Source organism: Enterococcus sp. AZ063 (assembly GCF_051715045.1).
GTDB lineage: Bacteria > Bacillota > Bacilli > Lactobacillales > Enterococcaceae > Enterococcus_D > Enterococcus_D casseliflavus.
The window spans coordinates 1,437,478-1,458,981 of the sequence record NZ_JBIOTA010000001.1; the positions used below are offsets into that span (position 1 = coordinate 1,437,478).

Annotated in this window: 24 protein-coding genes, 1 tRNA gene and 2 other annotated features (1 of these 27 only partly in view); of the genes, 20 read left to right on the forward strand and 5 right to left on the reverse strand. The window is 45.3% G+C overall.

Translation table 11 applies throughout. The features are described from left to right. Positions 1–78: a binding site (T-box leader), on the forward strand (it extends 169 nt beyond the left edge of the window). A gap of 58 nt (positions 79–136) precedes the next feature. From trpE to trpA, 7 genes are read left to right on the forward strand one after another with little or no spacing between them, the layout of a single operon-like run. After that, complete coding sequence (trpE, locus tag IGK61_RS06555) at positions 137–1,543, forward strand: anthranilate synthase component I (RefSeq protein ID WP_074535668.1); 1,407 nt, start codon at positions 137–139, stop codon at positions 1,541–1,543. Continuing rightward, positions 1,524–2,102: an aminodeoxychorismate/anthranilate synthase component II gene (locus tag IGK61_RS06560; protein ID WP_074535669.1), complete on the forward strand. Its 579-nt coding sequence runs from the start codon at positions 1,524–1,526 to the stop codon at positions 2,100–2,102. The genes trpE and IGK61_RS06560 overlap by 20 nt, the downstream gene beginning before the upstream one ends. Before the next feature lie 17 nt (positions 2,103–2,119). After that, a complete protein-coding gene (trpD, locus tag IGK61_RS06565) occupies positions 2,120–3,154 on the forward strand; it encodes an anthranilate phosphoribosyltransferase (protein ID WP_074535670.1) in 1,035 nt (344 codons plus the stop codon). A gap of 26 nt (positions 3,155–3,180) precedes the next feature. Further along, a complete protein-coding gene (gene trpC, locus IGK61_RS06570) occupies positions 3,181–3,939 on the forward strand; it encodes an indole-3-glycerol phosphate synthase TrpC (protein WP_074535671.1) in 759 nt (252 codons plus the stop codon). Then, entirely contained in the window at positions 3,936–4,583 is a 648-nt protein-coding gene (locus tag IGK61_RS06575; protein ID WP_074535672.1) for a phosphoribosylanthranilate isomerase, read from the forward strand. Before trpC ends, IGK61_RS06575 begins: the two co-directional genes overlap by 4 nt. Continuing rightward, positions 4,580–5,773, forward strand: a complete 1,194-nt coding sequence (gene trpB / locus IGK61_RS06580; protein ID WP_074535673.1) for a tryptophan synthase subunit beta — start codon at positions 4,580–4,582, stop codon at positions 5,771–5,773. Before IGK61_RS06575 ends, trpB begins: the two co-directional genes overlap by 4 nt. Then, positions 5,770–6,546 (forward strand): tryptophan synthase subunit alpha, encoded by a 777-nt coding sequence (gene trpA / locus IGK61_RS06585; protein WP_074535674.1) that lies wholly within the window; start codon positions 5,770–5,772, stop codon positions 6,544–6,546. Before trpB ends, trpA begins: the two co-directional genes overlap by 4 nt. Before the next feature lie 148 nt (positions 6,547–6,694). Here the strand turns inward: trpA and IGK61_RS06590 are convergent, their stop codons facing one another. Beyond that, complete coding sequence (locus tag IGK61_RS06590; RefSeq protein ID WP_074535675.1) at positions 6,695–7,552, reverse strand: PhzF family phenazine biosynthesis protein; 858 nt, start codon at positions 7,550–7,552, stop codon at positions 6,695–6,697. Between the two features lie 114 nt (positions 7,553–7,666). On the opposite strand from IGK61_RS06590, the gene IGK61_RS06595 reads away from it, so the two are divergent. Further along, on the forward strand, positions 7,667–8,203 hold the full coding sequence (locus IGK61_RS06595; RefSeq protein ID WP_074535676.1) for an AAA family ATPase: 537 nt from the start codon (positions 7,667–7,669) through the stop codon (positions 8,201–8,203). Between the two features lie 39 nt (positions 8,204–8,242). Here the strand turns inward: IGK61_RS06595 and IGK61_RS06600 are convergent, their stop codons facing one another. The 3 genes from IGK61_RS06600 to IGK61_RS06610 all read right to left on the reverse strand — a co-directional run bounded on the left by IGK61_RS06600 (position 8,243) and on the right by IGK61_RS06610 (position 9,923). After that, the gene (locus tag IGK61_RS06600; protein ID WP_074535677.1) at positions 8,243–8,665 is read right to left on the reverse strand and encodes an HIT family protein; all 423 of its coding nucleotides are present in this window, start codon (positions 8,663–8,665) and stop codon (positions 8,243–8,245) included. A 340-nt stretch (positions 8,666–9,005) separates the two neighbouring features. Then, positions 9,006–9,079, reverse strand: a tRNA-Arg gene (locus IGK61_RS06605). Positions 9,080–9,224: 145 nt separating this feature from the next. Then, a complete protein-coding gene (locus IGK61_RS06610; RefSeq protein WP_005225745.1) occupies positions 9,225–9,923 on the reverse strand; it encodes an O-methyltransferase in 699 nt (232 codons plus the stop codon). Positions 9,924–10,499: 576 nt separating this feature from the next. Between IGK61_RS06610 and IGK61_RS06615 the strand changes: the two genes are divergently transcribed. From IGK61_RS06615 to leuD, 4 genes are read left to right on the forward strand one after another with little or no spacing between them, the layout of a single operon-like run. Next, a complete protein-coding gene (locus IGK61_RS06615; RefSeq protein WP_074535678.1) occupies positions 10,500–12,020 on the forward strand; it encodes a 2-isopropylmalate synthase in 1,521 nt (506 codons plus the stop codon). After that, positions 12,017–13,081, forward strand: coding sequence for a 3-isopropylmalate dehydrogenase (gene leuB, locus IGK61_RS06620; protein ID WP_438844774.1), 1,065 nt, complete (start codon positions 12,017–12,019; stop codon positions 13,079–13,081). Before IGK61_RS06615 ends, leuB begins: the two co-directional genes overlap by 4 nt. Continuing rightward, a complete protein-coding gene (gene leuC, locus IGK61_RS06625; protein ID WP_074535680.1) occupies positions 13,062–14,444 on the forward strand; it encodes a 3-isopropylmalate dehydratase large subunit in 1,383 nt (460 codons plus the stop codon). Before leuB ends, leuC begins: the two co-directional genes overlap by 20 nt. Continuing rightward, positions 14,444–15,031 (forward strand): 3-isopropylmalate dehydratase small subunit, encoded by a 588-nt coding sequence (leuD, locus tag IGK61_RS06630; RefSeq protein ID WP_074535681.1) that lies wholly within the window; start codon positions 14,444–14,446, stop codon positions 15,029–15,031. Before leuC ends, leuD begins: the two co-directional genes overlap by 1 nt. 17 nt (positions 15,032–15,048) lie before the next feature. On the opposite strand, the gene IGK61_RS06635 is transcribed toward leuD, so the two are convergent. After that, positions 15,049–15,702 (reverse strand): uracil-DNA glycosylase, encoded by a 654-nt coding sequence (locus IGK61_RS06635; RefSeq protein ID WP_005225750.1) that lies wholly within the window; start codon positions 15,700–15,702, stop codon positions 15,049–15,051. A gap of 169 nt (positions 15,703–15,871) precedes the next feature. Further along, positions 15,872–15,942, forward strand: a sequence feature (ribosomal protein L21 leader region). A 19-nt stretch (positions 15,943–15,961) separates the two neighbouring features. Here IGK61_RS06635 and rplU point away from each other — a divergent pair. The 8 genes from rplU (at position 15,962) to phnE (IGK61_RS06675) (ending at position 21,368) form a co-directional block, all read left to right on the forward strand. Then, complete coding sequence (rplU, locus tag IGK61_RS06640; protein WP_005225751.1) at positions 15,962–16,270, forward strand: 50S ribosomal protein L21; 309 nt, start codon at positions 15,962–15,964, stop codon at positions 16,268–16,270. 26 nt (positions 16,271–16,296) lie between these two features. After that, complete coding sequence (locus IGK61_RS06645; protein ID WP_005225752.1) at positions 16,297–16,641, forward strand: ribosomal-processing cysteine protease Prp; 345 nt, start codon at positions 16,297–16,299, stop codon at positions 16,639–16,641. A gap of 12 nt (positions 16,642–16,653) precedes the next feature. Beyond that, on the forward strand, positions 16,654–16,947 hold the full coding sequence (gene rpmA / locus IGK61_RS06650; protein ID WP_003126181.1) for a 50S ribosomal protein L27: 294 nt from the start codon (positions 16,654–16,656) through the stop codon (positions 16,945–16,947). Positions 16,948–17,056: 109 nt separating this feature from the next. After that, entirely contained in the window at positions 17,057–17,521 is a 465-nt protein-coding gene (locus IGK61_RS06655; protein ID WP_074535682.1) for a GNAT family N-acetyltransferase, read from the forward strand. 460 nt (positions 17,522–17,981) lie between these two features. Further along, positions 17,982–18,917, forward strand: a complete 936-nt coding sequence (gene phnD / locus IGK61_RS06660) for a phosphate/phosphite/phosphonate ABC transporter substrate-binding protein (protein WP_005235326.1) — start codon at positions 17,982–17,984, stop codon at positions 18,915–18,917. Between the two features lie 95 nt (positions 18,918–19,012). Beyond that, on the forward strand, positions 19,013–19,801 hold the full coding sequence (gene phnC, locus IGK61_RS06665) for a phosphonate ABC transporter ATP-binding protein (RefSeq protein WP_016610305.1): 789 nt from the start codon (positions 19,013–19,015) through the stop codon (positions 19,799–19,801). Beyond that, positions 19,798–20,580, forward strand: coding sequence for a phosphonate ABC transporter, permease protein PhnE (phnE, locus tag IGK61_RS06670; RefSeq protein WP_074535683.1), 783 nt, complete (start codon positions 19,798–19,800; stop codon positions 20,578–20,580). The genes phnC and phnE (IGK61_RS06670) overlap by 4 nt, the downstream gene beginning before the upstream one ends. Next, a complete protein-coding gene (phnE, locus tag IGK61_RS06675) occupies positions 20,577–21,368 on the forward strand; it encodes a phosphonate ABC transporter, permease protein PhnE (RefSeq protein WP_010747988.1) in 792 nt (263 codons plus the stop codon). The genes phnE (IGK61_RS06670) and phnE (IGK61_RS06675) overlap by 4 nt, the downstream gene beginning before the upstream one ends. Positions 21,369–21,504 lie beyond the last annotated feature (136 nt).

A 21,504-nucleotide genomic window follows, 5' to 3' on the forward strand; every position in this document is an offset into this window, starting at 1 on the left:
TTAGACGGTTGATAGAGAAGAAGTTGTTTCTTTAGGCAACTTTCAATTGAGGTGGTACCGCGGTCATTCGCCCTCAAGCAGACGTTTTTATGATGTTTGCATGAGGGCTTTTTGTTTACAAAGAAAGGAGCAGCTTATGTATCGAATGGAACGAATCAACAGCGATTGTTTGACACCTGTCTCAGTGTTTTTACGGATTCAAGGGGCGCATAAATGTTTACTGGAAAGTATTCCCAGAGAAGAAGATACCGGACGCTATTCGATCCTCACTTTTGATCCTGTTCAGAAACTGACCTTTAAGGATGGTGTTTTTCAAGTGGAGGATCTTTTGGAAAAAACGGTCAACAAGTATCCCTGTCAGGACCCTTTAAAAGAAATGGAGCGGTATGTAGTCAAAAAAGAAATCACCGCTTTATCGGATCTGCCGTTGCAAAGTGGGGCGATCGGGTATGCGGGCTATGATATCGCCGCTTGCTATGAAGATATTGGACAACTGCCCGCAGATGAATTGCAGGTGCCTGATATGGCCTTTTGGCTTTTTGAAACTTTTCTCGTTTTGGACCATCAGACGGAAACTTTAACGATCATTCTTGAAAATTGCTACAGCCAAAGGGGGACCGCCGAGATGAAGCAGGTACTCCAAGCGGTGCAGCAGCAATTAAGGACACCGGTCGCAGCTGAGACCCGTGGGTTATCGAATGAAAAGCTGCATTTTACAAGTAATGTTACCCAACATGCCTATGAAACGATCGTTCGTGAGGCAAAAGCCCGAATTACGGCAGGGGATATGTTTCAAGTGGTTCCTTCCCAACGTCTGCAAGCAGCATTTACACAAGATCCTTTTGACTATTACCGAAAACTGCGAGTGACGAATCCGTCTGCCTACCTTTATTATCTTGATTTCGATCACGGATTCAAAGTGATCGGCAGTTCACCTGAAAGCTTGATTCGGGTTCAAGGAACAACGATCACCACAAATCCAATCGCTGGTACCCGCAAACGAGGGGCAACCAAAGCAGAAGACGAAGCTTTGGCGGCGGAACTATTAGCAGATGAAAAAGAACGTGCAGAGCACCAAATGCTGATCGATCTGGGGCGCAATGATTTGGGACGAATCGCTGAACATGGCACGGTTCATGTTCCTTTATACATGGTGATCGAGAAATACCGCTATGTCATGCATATCGTTTCGGTGGTGGCTGCTAAGCGCAGAGCAGGTGTGACGGCAATGGATGCCTTGAAAGCAACCCTGCCAGCAGGCACGGTCAGCGGGGCACCAAAGATTCGTGCCATGACTCGCATCTATCAGTGGGAAGCTGTTCGAAGAGGGGTCTATGCGGGAGCCGTTGGGTATTTTTCTCGAAATGATCAAGCGGATTTTGCCATCGGGATTCGGACATTGGTATTGAAAGACGAGATTGCTTATGTCCAGGCAGGGGCGGGTGTCGTTTATGATTCTGATCCCTCATCGGAATACCACGAAACCTTACACAAAGCCAAAGCACTATTGGAGGTGTCAGCCAATGATCTTACTCGTCGATAACTATGATTCGTTTACTTACAATCTTCTCCAGCTCTGTCCAGAAGAAACAGTCGTCTTGCGAAATGATGATCCAGACCTTTTCCTTGTTGCTAAAGAAGCAGATGCCATCATTTTTTCCCCAGGACCAGGACGGCCCGCAGAGGCAGGATTCATGATTCCTTTGATCAAAGCCTACCACGATAGCAAGCCGCTTTTAGGTATCTGCTTAGGTCATCAAGCCATTGGGGAAGCGTTTGGTGCCACAGTGATCCAAGCACCAGCTATTATGCACGGCAAGCAATCGAGCCTTACGTATCAGAAAAAAGGCGTGTTCGAAACCTACCTAGGAGATATGACGGTCATGCGCTATCACTCGCTGGTTATTGAGCCAGCGACCCTTCCTGCACAATTTGAGGTATTGGCTGAAACAAAAGGGATCATCATGGCGATCCAGCATCGACAAAAGCCGATCGTAGGACTCCAGTTCCACCCTGAATCAATGGGGACAAACGAAGGGGCGTTTTTTATCCAACGGTTTCTTGAACTCATTTCAGAAAACTCAGCAAAAAGCAGCAAATGAAAAAGGAGGAACTTTTTATGGAAGCAGTCAAAATACAGCAGCCACAGCAAATCACCCAGCAGCTTTTTAATGGCCGTCATTTAAGTTATCAGGAGATGCGTCACTTTGCTCAAGGAATTTTAAGCGGGGTGTTTTCAGAAAGTCAATTGGGCGCAGCATTAGTTGCTATGAAGATCAACGGCATCACAGCTGCCGAATTGACTGCTTTAGCAGAAATTATGTTAGAGCATGCCGTGACCATTCCTTATGAAGGAGGAGACGCCATGGACAATTGCGGCACTGGCGGCGACCACTCCAATAGTTTTAATGTCTCCACTACGGCTGCCTTCGTTTTAGCAGCCGGGGGAATCACGATGGCAAAACACGGCAATCGCAGTATTTCTAGTCGTTCAGGCAGTGCCGATGTCTTAGCCTGCTTGGGGGTATCGATCCAAGCATCACCAGAAAAAATCGCTGAGCTATTAACGACTGTCGGCATCGCGTTTCTCTTCGCTCCCTCGTTGCATCCAGGCATGAAAGCAGTGATGAAGATACGGCAAGAATTAGCGACGCCAACGATTTTCAATCTATTAGGCCCCTTGATCAATCCTGTTCCGTTGACTACGCAACTGATTGGGACATACGCAGGCGAGAGCTTGGCCGACACCGCTCAGGCGTTAGGCAGTCTTGGTCGGCAAAGAGCAATGGTGATCCATGGATGCAACGGAATGGATGAAGCCAATTTGGCAGGTGAAACGGCGATCAGCTTTTATCAAGGAGGAGCGGTAGCCAATTTTTCTTTGGATCCACAAGCATACGGCTTTAAGCCAGCACCGATCGAGGCGATCGTCGGCGGGGATGCCGTTCAAAACGCCGCGATCTTAACTGCGGTGTTGAAAAATCAACCCTCCGTTTATCTAGAAACGGTGGTCTTAAATGCAGGGTTAGGTTTTTACGCTAACGGCAAAGCCGCCACGATAGCGGAAGGGTTTGCGATGGCACGGGCGTGTATCGCTTCGGGCGCCGCCTATGACAAACTGCAGGAGTTGATCCGCCAGTCAAATAGTCAATAATTACGAAAGCTGTAAGGAGGAGAATCATGGATTTTTTAGAAACGATCATCCAGAAAAAAGTTGAAGAAGTTGCCGCGATGCCACAAGAAACCGAAAAGGTCGTAGCGAAACGCCCATCATTTTATCAGCAAGTCAAGGAACGACCACAAAAGATGCACCTCATTGCTGAAATCAAGCGAGCTTCACCTTCAAAAGGAGACATTAATCAAGCGATCGACCCAGTCACGCAAGCGCAAGCTTATGAAGCCGCGGGTGTCAGCGGGATTTCCGTTTTGACCGACCAGCAGTTTTTCAAAGGGTCGCTGGCAGATCTTGAAGCAGTCAGTAAGGCTGTTTCGGTGCCTATACTATGCAAAGACTTCATTATCGACAAAAAACAATTGATTCGCGCCAAGAATGCAGGTGCCAGTATCGTTTTATTGATCGTGGCTGCGTTGGAGCCAGCCCGTTTGGTCGCGCTGTATCAAGAAGCCGAAGCACTAGGGTTGGAAGTACTCGTTGAGACTCATAATGCGGCTGAATTTCAACAAGCCCAAACATTAGGTGTCAAAATCATCGGCGTCAACAATCGTGACCTAAAAACCTTTGACGTTTCCTTGGATGTCAGTGTTGCTTTAGCACCTCAGCCGTCAGAGGCGGTTTACATCAGTGAATCTGGTATTCGAACTGCCTCCGATGTGCTGCAGCTTGCACCGTTTTATCATGGAGTTCTCGTTGGAGAAACGTTGATGAGAAGCAATCGAATTGCTGAAACAGCTGCAGATTTGCAGGTGAGCCGCCGATGACCAAAGTGAAAATTTGTGGACTCACCGAACGGCTGCATGTCGAAACTGCCATCAGTGCAGGAGCAGATTACCTTGGCTTTGTTTTTGCCGAAAGCCGTCGGAGAATCGATCCGACCCAAGTCCGCAAGATAACGGAGCAAGTACCCCAAAATGTAGGGAAAGTCGGGGTTTTCGTTTCTCCAAGTGTTGAAGAAGTGCAAGCGGCAATTCAAGCCGCCCAACTGACAGCGATTCAGCTCCATGGAAAGGTTCTGCCATCTTTGCAAACAGCCATTCAGAAGGGCGTTTTTGCTCATCAAAAGATCGCAGTGATCCAAGCCTTTGATGGAGAAGCAGAGACTTTAGAGCAAGATTTCCTGAGCTGCCAGGCAGATTTTGGGTTATTGGACGCTCCGGTAAGAGATCACCCTTATGCTGGCGGCAACGGCCAGTCCTTTGATTGGCAAAAAGCGGCGAGAGAACCGTTGCCGTTGTCTGAGCGATTTTTTATTGCTGGCGGGTTGCACGCGGAAAATGTAGAAGAGGCGATCCAACTTTTTAGGCCTTATGCTGTCGATGTTTCTTCAGGCGTTGAAACCCGGGGCAAGAAAGACAGTCGGAAAATCGAACAATTTATTCATTTAGTAAAGGAGAAAAAAAGATGACTCAGTATCCCACAAAAGCAGGATTTTATGGTTCTTTTGGCGGACAGTTTGTGCCAGAGACATTGATGTATGCAGTCAAGCAATTAGAAACTGTCTACCGTGAAGCACAAGCGGACCCAAGTTTTCAAGCTGAATTACAGGAATATTTGCAAGAGTATGTAGGAAGAGAGACCCCCCTTTATCATGCACAGCGCTTGTCACAACACTTAGGCGGTGCCAAAATTTATCTGAAGCGAGAAGATTTGAATCATACGGGTGCCCATAAAATCAATAATGCACTTGGCCAAGTCTTATTAGCAAAACGGATGGGGAAAAAGAAAGTGGTAGCGGAGACCGGTGCTGGGCAGCATGGCGTCGCCACAGCAACTGCGGCCGCGTTGTTCGGTATGGAATGCACGATTTTTATGGGCGCGGTAGATGTTCAGCGGCAAGCACTAAACGTCTTTCGAATGGAATTGTTGGGAGCAAAAGTGGTTTCAGTCACATCAGGCAATCAGACATTGAAAGATGCTGTCAATGAAGCGCTGCGCTACTGGGTCGCAACCGTCGAGGACACTCATTACGTGATGGGTTCGGTACTCGGTCCGCATCCTTTTCCAGAGATCGTTCGAGATTTTCAAAGTGTGATTGGCAGTGAGACACGGCGGCAACTATTAGAAAAAGAAGGACAACTGCCAACGACAGTCGTTGCGTGTATTGGCGGCGGCAGCAATGCGATGGGAATGTTTTACCCTTTCATCAACGATCAAACCGTTCGTTTGATTGGCGTTGAAGCAGCTGGAAAAGGCGTGGATACTACCGAGCATGCGGCGACTTTAACGAAAGGCAGTATCGGTATTTTACATGGTACCAAAATGCATTTGCTGCAAGACGATGATGGGCAAGTGATTGAACCCTATTCGATTTCAGCTGGTTTGGATTATCCAGGGGTCGGTCCCGAGCATTCTTATTTGAAGGAAATTGCACGTGCGGAGTATTTCGCGGTCACTGATGAAGAAGCTGTTGACGCCTTTTATCTCTTGTCTCAAATCGAAGGCATTATTCCCGCTTTGGAAAGTGCTCATGCCGTTGCCTATGCTTTAAAGTTAGCGCCAACGATGACAGCAGAAGAACGCTTAGTTATCTGTTTGTCTGGGCGAGGGGACAAAGATGTTCAACAAATCAAAGATCGGAAAGGGGAAGCGAAATGACCAGCAAAACATTGACGATGAAACTAAAGGAGCGCCAAAAACAAGGCAAGCCTTTGTTTGTACCTTATATTATGGCGGGAGCCAACGGACTGGAACGCCTGCCAGCAGAAATTGAGCTATTGACGACACATGGCGCAGCCGCCATTGAAATCGGCGTGCCCTTTTCAGACCCAGTCGCAGATGGAGCGGTCATCCAAGCAGCTGGAACGCAGGCATTAGCCAATGGCACCACTTTAAAAAAGATCATTGTTGCACTGCAAAAGATCCATTCTGAGGTTCCGCTGGTATTGATGGGGTATGCCAATTCATTCTTTCATTATGGGATTGAACAGTTAGCAAATGAGTTAAAAACGACAGATGTGAAAGGGTTGATTATTCCAGATTTGCCATTTGAACATCGATCACTAGTAACGCCTACGTTTGATGTGGCGGATCTCGCGCTGCTCACACTGGTCTCTTTGACCAGTCCTCCAGACAGAATTCAGACGCTGATCGAAGAAGCGGAAGGATTCGTTTATGCTGTGACAGTGAACGGTGTCACTGGAGAAGATCGCCAATACAACGAACAGCTGGATCAGCATTTGCAAGCCATTTCGGAAAAAAGTCCGATTCCTGTACTAGCTGGTTTCGGGGTCTCGACCCACGCAGACGTGCAGCGCTTTGCCCGAGTGTGCGATGGGGTAGTGATCGGTTCAAAAATCGTAGCAGCCTTACAGAACGAGCCACTGCCTAAAGTCAGTGAGCTGTTAGCAGAACTTGTCGGTATTTCATAGAAAATCAAGGTGAAGGAAAGAACCCGAGTTGGGTTCTTTTTTTTATGAGAAAACTAGTATTCGAGATACTGATGGGCTGCTATGGAAAAAGAACACGATGTGTGAAGAGGAAGAAAGGCTGATGGAAGATCAGCCTAAATTGTTGTGATTATGCCAGTGTATCGGTGTCGATGGTGACTGTCTCGCAAAAATGCCCTCTGCCCCCAACATAAACACGTTGGATTTCCTTTCGCGAGGACGTAGCTAGTTTGACAAAGATTTCAGAAGGTTCACCTAAATTGCTGCCTTGTTCAAAGCGATACACTTCTTTTTCAAGGGAACATTTTTGATGCAAGAAGCAAGCCAAAGCGGCATTGGAAGTACCTGTGGCAGATTCTTCATTGATGTCAAACAATGGGGCAAAGTTACGGCAAACGATTCGTTCTTTTTCCATTGCATATAAGTGCATGCCAACTACTTGTTGCAGCGCACTTACTTTTTTTATTTCCTCAAAATCAGGTGAAACATGCGGCAACTGGGCCGTTGTTTTGATTGGAACAAGGATATCTTTTAATCCTGTAGAAACGATTTGAATAGGAATTTGATCATTGATAGCATTGATATCGAAACAGTCAGCTAATTGTTCTAGTGAAAGGACATCTGAAAACAGCGGTTTGTTCTGTTCCATGAAAATGACACCGTCTTTGATGGTGATCGACAAACGTCCGGCGTTGGTGTCGATGCGATACTGTTGCTTGGAAAGTTTGTTCAAATATGACAATAGAGCAAAGGAAGCAATTGTTGCATGTCCGCATAAGTCAACTTCTTCTTTTGGTGTAAAATAGTCAAATCGGAAATCGGCCTCCGGGGATTTCGATAAAAAAGCTGTTTCTGAAAAGCCTAACTCTTTTGCGATGGCTAACTTTTGTTGTGGTGTAAGGGGCTGTTCCAGCAAAACGACTCCAGCCTTGTTGCCACCTGTTTGATTTTTACTAAACCCGCTTGCGATATATACCGTTATCTCCATAGGACACCTGCTTTCTTTATTCTTGTCAAGCATAGCATAATTTTTGCAGGGGGAGGATAAGAAAAAGGATTGGTTGAGCGTGTTATACTGAAGGTACGACAGAGGAGGGACTTCATGAAGAGAGGGAAAGTAATTGTAGTCAGTGGTGTTACAGCGTCCGGCAAAACGACATTGGTTCGTGAATTGAGTAGATTGGCAGATGGAATAGTGATCTCCTTTGATGATTATAGTATCGATGCATTGCCCTCAGCACCATCTTTTGATTATTTTTTACAAGATCCCCGCGCAGCGATCAATCAATATGACATCAGTCTGCTACTGAAAGATCTGAAGAGAGCGATGCTACTTTACCCAATCATTTTTGTGGACTTTCCCTTCGGATATGAGCACCAAGATTTGCGTCAGTTGATCGATACGGTGATTTATTTGAAAACACCACTAGATATTGCTTTTGCTCGTCAGATTAAACGGGATTATACGAACGAATCAAAAGAAGCGATTTTGACTTGGGCAGATACTTATCTTTCCTATGCAAGGGAGCTATTTGTTTTACACGAACAGATCATTGCTGAAACAGCCGACTATGTACTGGATGGTGCTCGACCAGCTGATCAGCTAGCAGAACAAGTAAAGTATTATCAAGTATTTTAAGAAGCGCTTTTAAGTAAGATTTAGTCTACTGAGTTTTGTTTAAACTCCCTTACTATCTGTTTCAAAGGTCAAAAATGCCGCTGCTTCCTCTAAAGAGAGCGCTGCTCCATTGAATGTGGACCACGCATTGATACCGTCACATTTTTTTCTCGGAATCAAGTGAAGATGAAAGTGAGGGACTGATTGACCCGCTGCTTGATTTGCTGCGCTTAGCAAATTAATCCCATCAAATCCTAAGCGAGTGACACAATGATCTGCTATTTTTTGAACCGTTTGAATGAGGTGAGCAAGAAGAACGGGGTCGCAGTCTAAAATACTGGTGTAATGTTTTTTAGGAATAACCAGCATATGATAATCCACGTCTTTGGCATGATCAAGGAAGGCGCAAACACTGTCATCTTCATAGATTACATGGCTTTTTATTTTTCCAGAGACGATACGGCAAAAAGGACATTCTTCCATCAAAATTCCTCCTACGGAATAAATTTTGTTAGTTGTGTTCGAGAAGTATAATATCTAAAAACGTGAAGCTACTGGATTATGGGAAACCATAAACGAGCTTTGCAATTAAGCCGCTCTTTGAGAGGATAATATCATATTTATTTAGCAGTTAAAACTATATGTGATAATTAATGATGTTTTAGATAATTAGTTAATAGGTTGTTTGCAAAAGAAAAGCACCGTGCTGCTGATTTGTGGTAAAAGTGACGTTTGAAAAAAGTGGCTTTTAAAAAATTTGTCAAAAAAATCGCTAGGAATAAAGATTCCTAACGATCTGCTAGCGCTATGCACGATAATATAACGTTCCAGGAGGGATTCGAACCCCCGACCGTTCGCTTAGAAGGCGAATGCTCTATCCGGCTGAGCTACTGGAACAAATAATTTTCAGCGAATGCTCACTTCGCCTAAGCTGTTGAAATCAATCAGCAACAAATAACATTATAGAAAAAGGGCGCAGCAATGTCAATCTCTTTTCGCCCTTTTCTTATTTTTTCTTTGAAAAAAGGAAGCGCAGCTGCCCTCAACCTTTCTCAGGTTCCTCAAGGATTACGCTATCTGCTTCTTTCGTAATGAGAATCACGCCATCTCCTAAAGGGACGAGGGTGGAGGTCAGCTGAGGATGGTTCATCACGGTATCCAAGAAAAGATTCAACTTGCGATGGATCGCTCGCTGGTTGCGAGGGATGTCTTCGATGGGTTGTAGAATCGTTCCAGCTTGAAACACGTCATCCACCATCAACACACCGCCTTTGCGTAATAGACGCAGACATTCTGGTAAAAATTCAATGTATTTCGATTTGGCGCTATCCATGAAGATAAAATCATAAGGACCACTCAATGTAGGCAGGACGTCTGCCGCTTGTCCTTCTAATAGCGTGATTTTGTCTTCATTTCCTAAGCGAGCATAGGTTTCTTTGGCTTTGCGGATCATGACGTCAAAGCGATCGATCGTTGTGACATGGCCCTCTTTCACACATTGCGCCATCAAGCTTGAAGAAAAACCGATCGCTGTGCCGATCTCAAGGATTTCTTTTGGCTGAAGCTGTCCCAATAAAAACTGCAAAAAGACCACAGTTTCATGTGGGATGATTGGCACTTCTTTTTCATGAGCGGCTTGCTCGATTTCACCAAGTTCGCCGGGTAATTGTTTTTGTTTTTCACGCATAAACGCCACTAGTTCTGGTTTGACTACTGGACGATGCATCATTTCGTTGCGCATCTTCATCCTCCTCATTTATCGCTGCCCCTTATTATACGAATAACTCACCTTAAGTTCAATCTTTTCGAGTCTTTGGAACAACAAAAAAACCAGTCATACGACTGGCAGGATAAAGGGGTGAAAAATATTTTTGGGATATTTCTATCATAACGGTGTTATGTGGAGGTTTGGTTAAAATCCTGTGAAGATCTCGTCAGGTTCTGCTTAAATTTTCATCAAGGAAGAAAAGCAACCCATCATCAGGGCGAAAACGAACTTTTTATCGAAATATTCAGAAAATTCAGGGAAAAGTGTTGACAGAGGAACCTGCTGTTTGGTATCTTCATAACAAGATAAAAAAAGTGATAGGTGACGACGATGGATAAACGATTGAAACAAACAGCTGCATTTTTATTATTATTATCGTAAGGACTCTTTTTCTATGACCCGCCTTTTTTAAGGCATCATTTGAAGAGTCCTATTCGCATTGCATGAAGGAAACCCTTTATGGAGTGCTTTTTTTATACCATTTTTTCAATTGTGTTTGAATGAGGTCGCGCCAAGCGTGCTCCTACCACTGCTAAGGAGGAAATAGTGATGAGAAAAATCCAGTTTTTTGATACGACATTGCGAGACGGTGAACAGACCCCGGGAGTCAACTTTAATACGAAAGAGAAGGTTCAACTGGCGCTGCAATTAGAAAAATGGGGCATCGATACGATCGAAGCAGGTTTTCCGATTGCATCAGAAGGAGATTTTCAAGCAGTCAAAGCGATTGCTGGGGCGGTGACGAAAATGACCGTTGCAGGACTTGCCCGTTGTCAGAAAAAAGATATTGATCGTGCCTATGAAGCTCTTTATCAAGCCGTCGATCCACAGATCCATGTCTTTCTAGCAACGAGTAAGGTGCATCGCCAGTACAAGCTGAATATGACGAAAGCAGAAGTACTCGCTTCCATCAAAGAACATGTGACTTATGCGCGTGAACGCTTTGAAAAAGTTCAATTCTCGCCAGAAGATGCCACCCGCACCGATAAAGCCTTCTTGCTTGAGGCGGTTCAAACAGCGATTGATGCCGGCGCGACGATCATCAATGTGCCCGATACAGTAGGGTTTACCAATCCTACAGAATATGGTGCGCTTTTTGCCTATTTGATCGCCAATATCAAAAGCGAGCAGCAGATCATTTTTTCTTCCCATTGTCATGATGACTTGGGAATGGCGACAGCCAATGCGCTGGCGGCTATTGAAAATGGTGCTGATCGGGTGGAAGGAACGATCAACGGGATCGGCGAACGAGCGGGCAATACCGCACTAGAAGAAGTGGCGCTGGCGTTGCATATTCGCAATGATTTCTATCAGGCTACCTCCAACATCAAGTTAAACGAAACAAAACGCACCAGCGATCTGGTGGCACGTTTGTCTGGGATCACGGTACCGAAAAACAAAGCAATCGTCGGCGGCAATGCCTATGCTCATGAATCTGGGATTCATCAAGATGGCGTCTTGAAAAATCCTGAAACTTACGAAATCATTACCCCGCAACTGGTAGGCGTACAAACCAACTCACTGCCTCTTGGCAAACTTTCTGGCCGCCATGCGTTTGTCGATAAAATGCAGCAGCTGGGGTACCAGTTTGACCAAGAAGAAACCAATGAATTGTTTAAACGCTTCAAAGAGTTGGCAGATAAGAAAAAGCAAGTGACCGAACAAGATTTGCTGGCTTTGGTGGCCGATCAAGGCCGCAGCCAAGAAGGCGGCTGCGAGTTGGACGCCGTTCAGCTACAATACGTGTCCAATGGCCATCAAGGAGCAGTGGTTTCTATCATCAAAGACGAGGAAAAACAAGTGGCATCAGCCATCGGTGCCGGCAGTATCCAAGCTATCTACAACTCGATCGATCAGATTTTCCAGCAGCAGCCGAAGTTGTTGAATTATGAGATCACTGCCTTGACCAGTGGGGAAGATGCGCAAGCGGAAGTGCACGTGGTCATTGAATGCCAGGAAACCAATGAAAAAATCAGCGGGATCGGCTTAGACTTTGATGTCTTGCAGGCGTCAGCCAAAGCATATGTACAGGCTAGTGAAGCTCTAAAGAATCGAGGTGTCCTTGTTTGAAAAAGATCGTGGTTTTAGCAGGAGATGGCATCGGACCAGAAATTATGGACAGTGCCCTTGCGGTATTGAAAGCGGCTTGTCCGAACCATCTCCAACGCTTTCATTTTGACCAGCGGCCATTTGGTGGGGCGGCGCTGGCACTTACTGGAGAGCCATTGCCGCAAGAAACACTACAAGCTTGCCAGCAGGCGGATGCGATCCTTTTAGGAGCCATCGGTGATCCAGCTTGGGAAAACGCACCGACAACACCCGAGAAAGGACTTTTGAATCTGCGTCAAGCGTTAGGGCTATACGCCAATATTCGACCCATCAAAGTAGTTGATGCGGTGATTGCTTTGTCTCCCATCAAAGAAACGATCCTTCGAGGGACAGATTTTGTCATCGTTCGTGAGTTGACTGGCGGTATCTATTTTGGCGAAAAAGCAGAAAAACCTGAAGAAGCCTACGACATCAATCATTATCACCAAGCAGAGATTCGACGGATTTTGCGTAAAGCCTTTGAGATCGCCCGTACGCGGAAGAAGCGGGTTCTCTCTGTCGATAAAGCAAATGTGTTGGCGACTAGCCGGCTTTGGCGCCGATTAGCGGAAGAAACGGCACAGGAATTCCCGGATTGTCAGTTGACTCATCAATATGTTGATTCCGCCGCTATGAAAATCATCCAAAATCCCAAAGACTTTGATGTAATCGTGACCGAAAATCTCTTTGGCGACATTTTAAGTGATGAAGCCTCGGTTTTGCCGGGGTCATTAGGGGTGCTACCAAGCGCAAGCCATGGTGCAGAAGGGGTTTCTTTATATGAACCGATTCATGGCTCTGCACCTGATATCGCTGGGCAAAATTGCGCCAATCCGGTTTCCATGATTTTATCTGTCGTCATGATGCTAAGAGAGTCCTTTCAAGAGGAAGAGCTGGCGGATACCATCGAAAGTGCTTGTTACGAGGTAATGAATGCGGGGATCTTGACCCGTGATCTAGGTGGTACAGCAACGACAACTACCTTTACAGAAGCGGTTATTGCACAGTTAGGAGTGAGCAATTATGGGGAAAACGCTGTTTGATAAACTATGGGATCGGCATGTCATCACAGGAGAAGAAGGGCAAGCGCAGCTGCTTTATGTCGATCTGCATATGATCCATGAAGTGACGACACCGCAAGCCTTCGAAGGATTACGGCAAGCGGGACGGACAGTCCGTTGTCCCGAAAAAACCTTCGCAACGATGGATCACAACGTGCCTACCAAAGATATTTTTACCATCACTGATCTGGTTGCAAAAAAGCAAATGGACACGTTACGTAAAAACTGTCGAGATTTTGGGATCGAATTGTGTGACAATGGCTCTGCCAACCAAGGAATCGTCCACATGGTTGGCCCAGAAGTTGGCTTGACCCAACCAGGGAAAACGATCGTTTGCGGGGATTCCCACACTGCCACCCATGGTGCTTTCGGTGCGATCGCGTTTGGGATCGGTACGAGTGAAGTAGAGCATGTCTTTGCGACACAGACGATTTGGCAGACAAAACCGAAACGCATGGGAGTTGAGATCACCGGTCACCTGCAGCCGGGAGTGTACGCCAAAGATATTATTTTGGCATTGATCGCGACCCATGGCACTGATTTTGGTGGTGGCTATGCCGTAGAATTCTTTGGCGAAACGATCCGTAGCCTGACGATGGAAGAACGCATGACCATTTGCAATATGTCGATCGAAGGTGGGGCGAAAATGGGCTTGATCGCCCCTGATGAAACGACCTTTGCTTATGTGAAGGATCGACGCTTTGCGCCACAAGCGTTTGCCAGTGCGGTGGCTGATTGGCAAAGCCTTTATACCGATGAAGATGCTAACTATGATGCTCTGATCACCCTAGACGCAACAACCTTAGAACCCTATATCACTTGGGGAACCAATCCAGAAATGGGGGTACCAGTCAGCGAAGCGTTTCCTGAAGTGCGGGATCACAATGATCAGCAAGCCTATGAATATATGGCGCTGCAACCTGGACAGACAGCTGCTGATATCCCCATTGAATACATTTTTATTGGATCGTGTACCAATGGTCGTTTGTCTGATCTGCAAGAGGCAGCGGCGATTTTGAAAGGTCAGACCATCAAAGAAGGGGTCACTGGTATTATCGTTCCTGGTTCACGCCCTGTTCGTAAAGCAGCGGAAGCGATCGGTTTAGACAAAGTCTTTATTGACGCTGGTTTTGAATGGCGGGAGCCTGGCTGTTCCATGTGCTTAGGAATGAATCCTGATAAAGTACCAGAAGGCGTCCACTGTGCCTCCACATCAAACCGCAATTTTGTTGGACGGCAAGGGAAAAACGCGCGGACGCACCTCTGTAGTCCAGCGATGGCGGCAGCAGCTGCGATTCATGGGCGCTTTGTCGATGTACGAGAAGTGTTTGGAGGTGTTGGTTAATGGAAGCTTTTACGCAATTTGAAGGTACGACGCTGCCTTTGATGAATGACAATATCGATACCGATCAAATCCTACCGAAAAATTATTTGAAACGCGTTGAAAAAACGGGCTTTGGCGAATTTTTATTTGACGATTGGCGCTATTTGCCGCAACGCAAGCCTAATCCAGCATTTATCTTGAATGATCCAGCATATCAGACCGCTCAAGTCCTCGTCACTGGTGATAATTTTGGTTCTGGCTCTTCTCGAGAGCACGCGGCATGGGCGCTGTTGGATTACGGCTTTAAAGCCGTGATTGCTGGCAGCTTCGGTGATATTTTCTATATGAATGCCACCAAAAACGGGCTGCTGCCCATCGAGCTGCCATTGGATGTTCGCCAAAGGATCGCTTCGCTGCCTGCTTCAGAAAAAATCAGCATCGACTTGCCGAGGCAATGTGTGACCGTTGCCGGGGAGGAGCATTTCTTTGCAATCGATGCTACCTGGAAACACAAATTGATCCACGGTCTCGATGAGATCAGTATCACGTTGCAGGAAGAGGCGAAAATCACCGCCTATGAGCAGACGATTCCAGCGTATTGGCAGTAGGGCTAGGGGACTGGTCGTTATTCGTCGGCTGGTATTTGTGAGAGAATGTTTCTTAACCCTCGCCAATCGGCTTCGATTTGCGGAGTCAACGTTCGATTGTAAAAGATCGCAGCGGGATGATACATCGGCACGATCAAATATTCTTTTTCCGACCATTGATAGCCATCTTTTGTTGGATTGCTTTCTTGTATTTTGGAACGGATCACTTCGCCATGGTGATCTTTGATATAATAGGCGTTGCCTAATAATCGCTGCAGTCCGATATTGCCAACAGTTGCAATGACGGGTGGATCTACAACGGACAACTCGTAGTCAAGCAGCGGTGCGTGTAGCAAGACTTCTTTTTTGGTAGGTGTCCGATTGGGATGGACGATCTCATGGGCACCGCTGCGTTTGTTGATTCGTTCTTTGATGGAATATGGGCGGCTGCGGACAGCACTGGTGATGTAGACATCCTCACGGGTCAAACCGGCTAAAGCCAACGATTTCATCAATTCTTTTCCTGCTTGTCCGCTAAAAGGAATAAAATTCTCGATTTCGGTTCGACCAGGGGCTTCCCCGACGATCATCAATTTGGGCTGCAGCGGTCCTTGACCGGGAACAAATCCTTCCAACGGATAACTGCGGGATGCCTGTTGAACGGCAGTGGCTAATTCTTTTGGGTATTGCATGAAAACTCCTCCAATTCTGTTTCACTTGTGCTCTTTCTTCTATAGTAATAGAAAACAAAAAATGCACAAAAGGAAATGACTAGTAGCAAAAGAATTCTGTCTTTTCCTTAATTAGTGATTGACTTTAGGAAAACATTTTGATAAAGTTAATCTGTTGTAATTGTGGACTCCACAGCTACAACCGCACAGAACAAGTAGTAAGTACGAAAGTCACTTGGGATGGCGAGTCTAAGTATATTATAAGGAGGTGCTGTAGAGCATGTACGCAATTATCAAAACTGGTGGGAAACAAGTAAAAGTTGAAGTGGGTCAAGCAATCTACGTTGAAAAATTGGACGTTGAAGCTGGACAAAAGGTTACTTTTGATGAAGTTATCTTAGTAGGTGGCGAATCAACAAAAGTTGGTGCCCCAATCGTTGCAGGAGCAACTGTTGAAGGGACTGTTGAAAAACACGGCAAACAAAAGAAAGTCGTAACTTTCAAATACAAACCTAAAAAACATTCACACCGTAAACAAGGTCACCGTCAACCTTACACAAAAGTTGTTATTGACGCGATCAACGCTTAATTCTTACGAAAAGCAGGGTAACGAATATGATCAAAGGGACATTCAAACGAAATGACTCTGGTCGGATTGTTTCTTTTGAACTAGCTGGACACGCACAAGCAGGAGAATACGGCAAAGACATCGTCTGTGCTGCAGCATCCGCTTTAGCGATCAGTGCAGTCAATGGGATCGATGCTTTGGCTGGCGTTGCGCCAAAAGTTGAAGCAGATAACGAAAATGGTGGGTACTTATTAGTCACACTGCCTTCTCGTTTAACCCAAGAGCAGTCGAATATCGCACAAATTCTTTTAGAAAATTTGTTGATCGGCTTGCAATCAGTTCAAGAAGAGTACAACGATTATATCCAAATCAAAACTACTAAAGAAAACTAGGAGGTGCATCTCATGTTGATGAAAATGAATTTGCAATTCTTCGCTCACAAAAAAGGTGGGGGTTCTACTTCTAACGGACGTGACTCTCAATCAAAACGTTTAGGTGCGAAACGTGCTGACGGTCAAACCGTTTCAGGCGGATCAATCCTTTATCGCCAACGCGGTACTAAAATTTACCCAGGGGTAAACGTAGGTATCGGTGGAGATGATACATTGTTTGCAAAAGTTGATGGCGTTGTTCGTTTCGAACGTAAAGGCCGCGACAAAAAACAAGTATCTGTTTATCCAGTAGCGCAAGAAGCATAAGAAAATGACATCCAGATTACGTAAAAGTAACCTGGGTGTTTTTTTATACACCAATGAAACCGTTTTAATGAAATAGTTATTTGTAATGGCTTAGATAAGGAGAGAAGCAATGATTCAGTTAAAAGAAATCACGAAAGAAAACTATCGTGCGTGCATGAATTTGAAGACAGCGAAGGAGCAAGAAGACTTTGTTGCGCCCAATTGGTACTCAATGTTAGAGGCGATCTATGAGGAACCTCGTCAGGCATTTGCCCTATACAATGGTGAGGAAATGGTCGGCTTTATCCTATTTAGTTTTTACGAGGCGGATGAGGATTATCCAAAAGCTTCGTGGTGGATCGAGCGGTTTATGATCGCAGAAAAATTCCAAAATCAAGGGTTAGGCACTCAGGCGTTTCTTGCTGGGTTAGATTGGTTCAAAACCCATATCCAAGCGCAAGAATTAAGGATCTCCGCTGTGGATGGCAACGAGATCGCAACGAAGCTTTACGAACGCAATGGCTTTGTTTTGACGGGTGAAATGATTGAGAACGAGCATGTACTCTTGTTGCAGCTGCCAACGGATCAAGGGTAAATGACTCTTTTTACAGTAAGAGAATGAGGTCAAAAGCAGAGGTGCTTAAGGGAATCCTCTGCTTTTTTTGTATTGTTTCGTAAAAAAAAGTGTGCGGTCATCTTCTGGTTAGACGTTTCAAGAAAATTTGTGCACTCGGGGTAAGAATGACGAGTGTGTCCATGCTTTGTTGTTCACAAAGTTCCTTTTGCTGTTAACAGAATCTTTACACGTTGACAACACAAACCTTATATTCATTTGATACTCTGAAGAAGTAGAACAAATGGAAAGAAACTTTCGAAAAACGTTGATTATTGAGAATGTGCTCACGAATGATTTCGGTCAAAACACGAACATTGTCAAAAAAGAAAACGTTCGTAATTCGAAAAAGATTGTTTTTAATTCGGTGGTTTTTTATAATCAAAAAGGAAAGTTCGGAATTCCATGAGTTCGATTTTTTATATGAAAAGGAGAAAAAGTGATGAAAGTTTGGAAGAAAACGGCAATGTTTGGTTTAGGTTTGGTGGCAGCAGTTACGCTGGCGGCATGTGGCTCAGGTGGAGCAAGTACTGACTCGGCGGCTGAGGAAGCAGGATATGTACCAGAAAAGTTGACCGTTCAATTTGTCCCATCACAAGCAGCAGAAACATTAGAAGCAAAAGCAAAACCACTTGAGCAATTGTTAAGTGATGAATTGGGGATTCCAGTTACAGTGAGTGTTTCCACTGACTACAATACAATCGTCGAAGCAATGGCTTCGAAACAAGTAGATGTCGGCTTTTTACCGCCGAATGCCTATGTTTTAGCAAATGAGCAAAGCAATGTAAAGGTGTTATTGCAAGCACAGCGTTATGGCATCAAGCAGCCTGGTGGCGAATCAACGGATGAATTGGTTGATAGCTATCGTTCAATGATCGTCGTAAAAAGCGGCAGCGACATCAAAGAGTTGGAAGATTTAAAAGGCAAAACGATTGCCACGCAAGATGTTACTTCTTCTGCCGGTTATGTTTGGCCAGTAGCAGAAATGAAAAAAGCAGGCATCGATATCAATACGGATGTGACGACTGTTCAAGTCAAAGGCCATGACCAAGCGGTCTTATCTGTCTTGAATGGCGACGTTGATGCGGCGTTCGTTTTTGAAGATGCCCGTAACACGGTCAAAAATGATTACCCAGAAATCATGGATGAGGTAGAACCAATGTACTTTACCGAACCGATTCCGAACGATACGATCAGTGTTCGCAGCGATATGAGTGAAGAGTGGGACAAAAAAATCCAAGATGCCTTTATCGCGATCGGAAAAGATGAAGAAGGAAAACAAATCATCTCTGATATTTACTCTCATGAAGGATACGTTGTTTCACAAGACAGCAATTTCGACATCGTAAGAGAGTATGCGGAACAAGTCGGACAATAATTAATAGATGAATAGATCGGGAGGGTACCGGTAGTTGAGGTACCCTTTTCGAATGGACAGCAATTTTTACCTAATGGAAAGAAAGTAGGAGAATCATGGCTCTAGAGAACGAAACGATTATTTCATTTCAGAATGTGACCAAGCAATACCCAAATGGGGTGTTGGGGTTGAAGGACTTGAACATCGATATCAAAAAAGGGGAATTTGTCATCGTAGTGGGTTTGTCCGGTGCAGGTAAATCGACGATGCTGCGCTCCATCAATCGACTGCACGAGATCACAAGCGGCGAGATTTTAATCGATAACAAGTCGATCACAAAAGCAAAAGGAAGAGAGCTGCGCTTGATTCGTCGAGACATTGGCATGATTTTCCAAAGCTTCAATTTGGTGAAACGTTCGAGTGTCTTGCGAAACGTCTTAACGGGGCGGGTGGCTTATCATCCCACGATCAAAATGCTGCTTGGTCTGTTTCCGCAAGCGGACAAAGAGTTGGCGTACCAATCACTGCAGCGGGTCAATTTAGCAGAAAAAGTCTATACCCGAGCCGATGAATTGTCTGGCGGTCAGCAGCAGCGGGTTTCGATTGCCCGGGCGTTGACGCAAGAGCCGAAGATTATTTTAGCGGATGAACCAGTTGCTTCATTGGATCCGTTAACCACTGAAAAAGTCATGAATGACTTAAAACGGATCAATCAAGATCTGGGGATCACCATCGTAGTCAATTTACATTCTGTCCAATTGGCAAGAGAATACGGCACGCGGATCATCGGGTTGCGAGACGGAGGCTTGGTTTTTGATGGCCCTGTCAGTGAAGCGACCGATCAGCGATTGAAACAGATTTATGGCAGTGAGATCATGGAAGAGCAGGAAGGGGCGGGACAATGACGACAAATACGTTGCCGAAACGCAGCGGACTATGGAAAAATGTTCTTTGGCTCGTCATTTTTTTAGTGGTATTGTTCGTTAGCGGCTCTATTTCAGGTGTTGATTTGGCACGGTTCTTTAGCAATAGCAGTCAAATGAATGTCATCTTACAAAAGATGGCTCATCCTGATTGGGCATATGCCAAAATCATTGTTGAGCCGATTTTGCAAACGATCCAAATGGCGATCATCGGCACAACCTTTGGTGCACTGGCGGCCTTTCCGTTTTCACTTTTAGCAGCACGAAATATCATGACCAATCATTGGATCAGTGGTTGTTTCCGTTTTGTTTTGAATATCATTCGGACGGTACCCGACTTGATGCTGGCGGCTTTATTTGTTGCCATTGTCGGAATTGGTCCCGTTGCAGGGGTGATCTCCATCTCTGTGTTTTCTTTTGGGATGATCACCAAATTGTTTTATGAATCGATTGAAACGATTGATGAAGGTCCGATCGAAGCGATCACGGCTTCTGGAGGATCGAAGTTTGATATCATCCGCTATGCAGTCGTACCGCAAGTCATGAGTCATTTTCTTAGTTACTTGCTTTATGCCTTTGAGATCAATGTGCGGGCATCGACGATTCTTGGGTATATCGGCGCAGGCGGAATCGGTGTTTTCTTACAACGATCTTTAAGCCAATTTCGATATGACCAGACGTCGATCATCGTCTTAGTGATTTTTGCAGTTGTTTTGGTGATTGATACCATTAGTAATAGAGTAAGGGAGCGATTATTATGATGTTGCCAGCAGAACCGAAAAAGAAAAAAATACGGAATTGGCTGATCGCTGTAGTCGTTATCCTCCTTTATATCTGGGCTTTTGCTGGCGTGCCCTTTGCTGGTGTTAAAGAAAATGTCGGTCAAATTGTCGGCTCGATCTTTTATGGCCTGATCCATCCTGATTGGGGCTATGTTTATACCGGTGATGGCGAAGATTTGATCAGTCTGATGATCGAAACCGTCGCGATTGCCTTTGTTGGGACCTTTTTGTCATCGATTTTAAGTATTCCTTTTGCCTTTTGGGCGGCGCGCAGCAAAAACAGCCCTCGCTGGTTATCGGGATTTGGGAAAATCGTGCTGACGGCGATTCGAACGTTTCCAGAAATCGTCTTAGCCATCATGTTTATCAAAACGGTAGGTCCGGGCTCCTTTGCTGGTGTCTTGGCGGTCAGTGTCCATTCCATTGGGATGCTGGCAAAGCTTTACAGCGAAGCGATCGAAAACATGGACCATGGTCCCTCGGAATCCGTCATTAGTGCGGGAGGAAGCCGCTGGGATGTATTAGGCTTTGCGACATTGCCGCAACTGATCCCGGAATTTCTTTCTTTTACCTTGTATCGATTTGAACTGGCTGTCCGTTCAGCTTCGATCTTAGGGATCGTAGGGGCAGGTGGGATCGGTACACCGATGATCTTTGCCATCAATGCGCGTTCATGGAGCCGTGTAGGGATCATTTTATTAGGGATCGTGGTGACGGTCACGATCATTGATTTTATTTCTGGGCGTTTGCGTAAACGATTGGTTTAATAAAATGAAGTGAGTACTCGAAAAAACACAGTCTGATTAGGCTGTGTTTTTTTTGTAGGGGGATAGGCGGAGGTCGTTTAAGACAGGTTTCGTGAAACTTGTTATACTGGATTCATAGAAAATGAACCCAAACAAG

Excerpts from the sequence above, each read along its gene's own strand:
- IGK61_RS06590 (WP_074535675.1), bottom strand. The coding sequence starts at position 7,552 with ATGGAGATAACGGTATATATCGCAAGCGGGTTTAGTAAAAATCAAACA.
- trpE (WP_074535668.1), top strand. The coding sequence starts at position 137 with ATGTATCGAATGGAACGAATCAACAGCGATTGTTTGACACCTGTCTCA.
- IGK61_RS06600 (WP_074535677.1), bottom strand. The coding sequence starts at position 8,665 with ATGGAAGAATGTCCTTTTTGCCGTATCGTCTCTGGAAAAATAAAAAGC.
- IGK61_RS06595 (WP_074535676.1), top strand. The coding sequence starts at position 7,667 with ATGAAGAGAGGGAAAGTAATTGTAGTCAGTGGTGTTACAGCGTCCGGC.
- IGK61_RS06635 (WP_005225750.1), bottom strand. The coding sequence starts at position 15,702 with ATGCAATACCCAAAAGAATTAGCCACTGCCGTTCAACAGGCATCCCGC.
- phnC (WP_016610305.1), top strand. The coding sequence starts at position 19,013 with ATGGCTCTAGAGAACGAAACGATTATTTCATTTCAGAATGTGACCAAG.
- IGK61_RS06575 (WP_074535672.1), top strand. The coding sequence starts at position 3,936 with ATGACCAAAGTGAAAATTTGTGGACTCACCGAACGGCTGCATGTCGAA.
- phnE (WP_074535683.1), top strand. The coding sequence starts at position 19,798 with ATGACGACAAATACGTTGCCGAAACGCAGCGGACTATGGAAAAATGTT.
- trpA (WP_074535674.1), top strand. The coding sequence starts at position 5,770 with ATGACCAGCAAAACATTGACGATGAAACTAAAGGAGCGCCAAAAACAA.
- IGK61_RS06615 (WP_074535678.1), top strand. The coding sequence starts at position 10,500 with ATGAGAAAAATCCAGTTTTTTGATACGACATTGCGAGACGGTGAACAG.
- phnD (WP_005235326.1), top strand. The coding sequence starts at position 17,982 with ATGAAAGTTTGGAAGAAAACGGCAATGTTTGGTTTAGGTTTGGTGGCA.
- trpC (WP_074535671.1), top strand. The coding sequence starts at position 3,181 with ATGGATTTTTTAGAAACGATCATCCAGAAAAAAGTTGAAGAAGTTGCC.
- IGK61_RS06560 (WP_074535669.1), top strand. The coding sequence starts at position 1,524 with ATGATCTTACTCGTCGATAACTATGATTCGTTTACTTACAATCTTCTC.
- rpmA (WP_003126181.1), top strand. The coding sequence starts at position 16,654 with ATGTTGATGAAAATGAATTTGCAATTCTTCGCTCACAAAAAAGGTGGG.
- leuD (WP_074535681.1), top strand. The coding sequence starts at position 14,444 with ATGGAAGCTTTTACGCAATTTGAAGGTACGACGCTGCCTTTGATGAAT.
- leuC (WP_074535680.1), top strand. The coding sequence starts at position 13,062 with ATGGGGAAAACGCTGTTTGATAAACTATGGGATCGGCATGTCATCACA.
- phnE (WP_010747988.1), top strand. The coding sequence starts at position 20,577 with ATGATGTTGCCAGCAGAACCGAAAAAGAAAAAAATACGGAATTGGCTG.
- IGK61_RS06655 (WP_074535682.1), top strand. The coding sequence starts at position 17,057 with ATGATTCAGTTAAAAGAAATCACGAAAGAAAACTATCGTGCGTGCATG.
- trpD (WP_074535670.1), top strand. The coding sequence starts at position 2,120 with ATGGAAGCAGTCAAAATACAGCAGCCACAGCAAATCACCCAGCAGCTT.
- rplU (WP_005225751.1), top strand. The coding sequence starts at position 15,962 with ATGTACGCAATTATCAAAACTGGTGGGAAACAAGTAAAAGTTGAAGTG.
- IGK61_RS06610 (WP_005225745.1), bottom strand. The coding sequence starts at position 9,923 with ATGCGCAACGAAATGATGCATCGTCCAGTAGTCAAACCAGAACTAGTG.
- IGK61_RS06645 (WP_005225752.1), top strand. The coding sequence starts at position 16,297 with ATGATCAAAGGGACATTCAAACGAAATGACTCTGGTCGGATTGTTTCT.
- trpB (WP_074535673.1), top strand. The coding sequence starts at position 4,580 with ATGACTCAGTATCCCACAAAAGCAGGATTTTATGGTTCTTTTGGCGGA.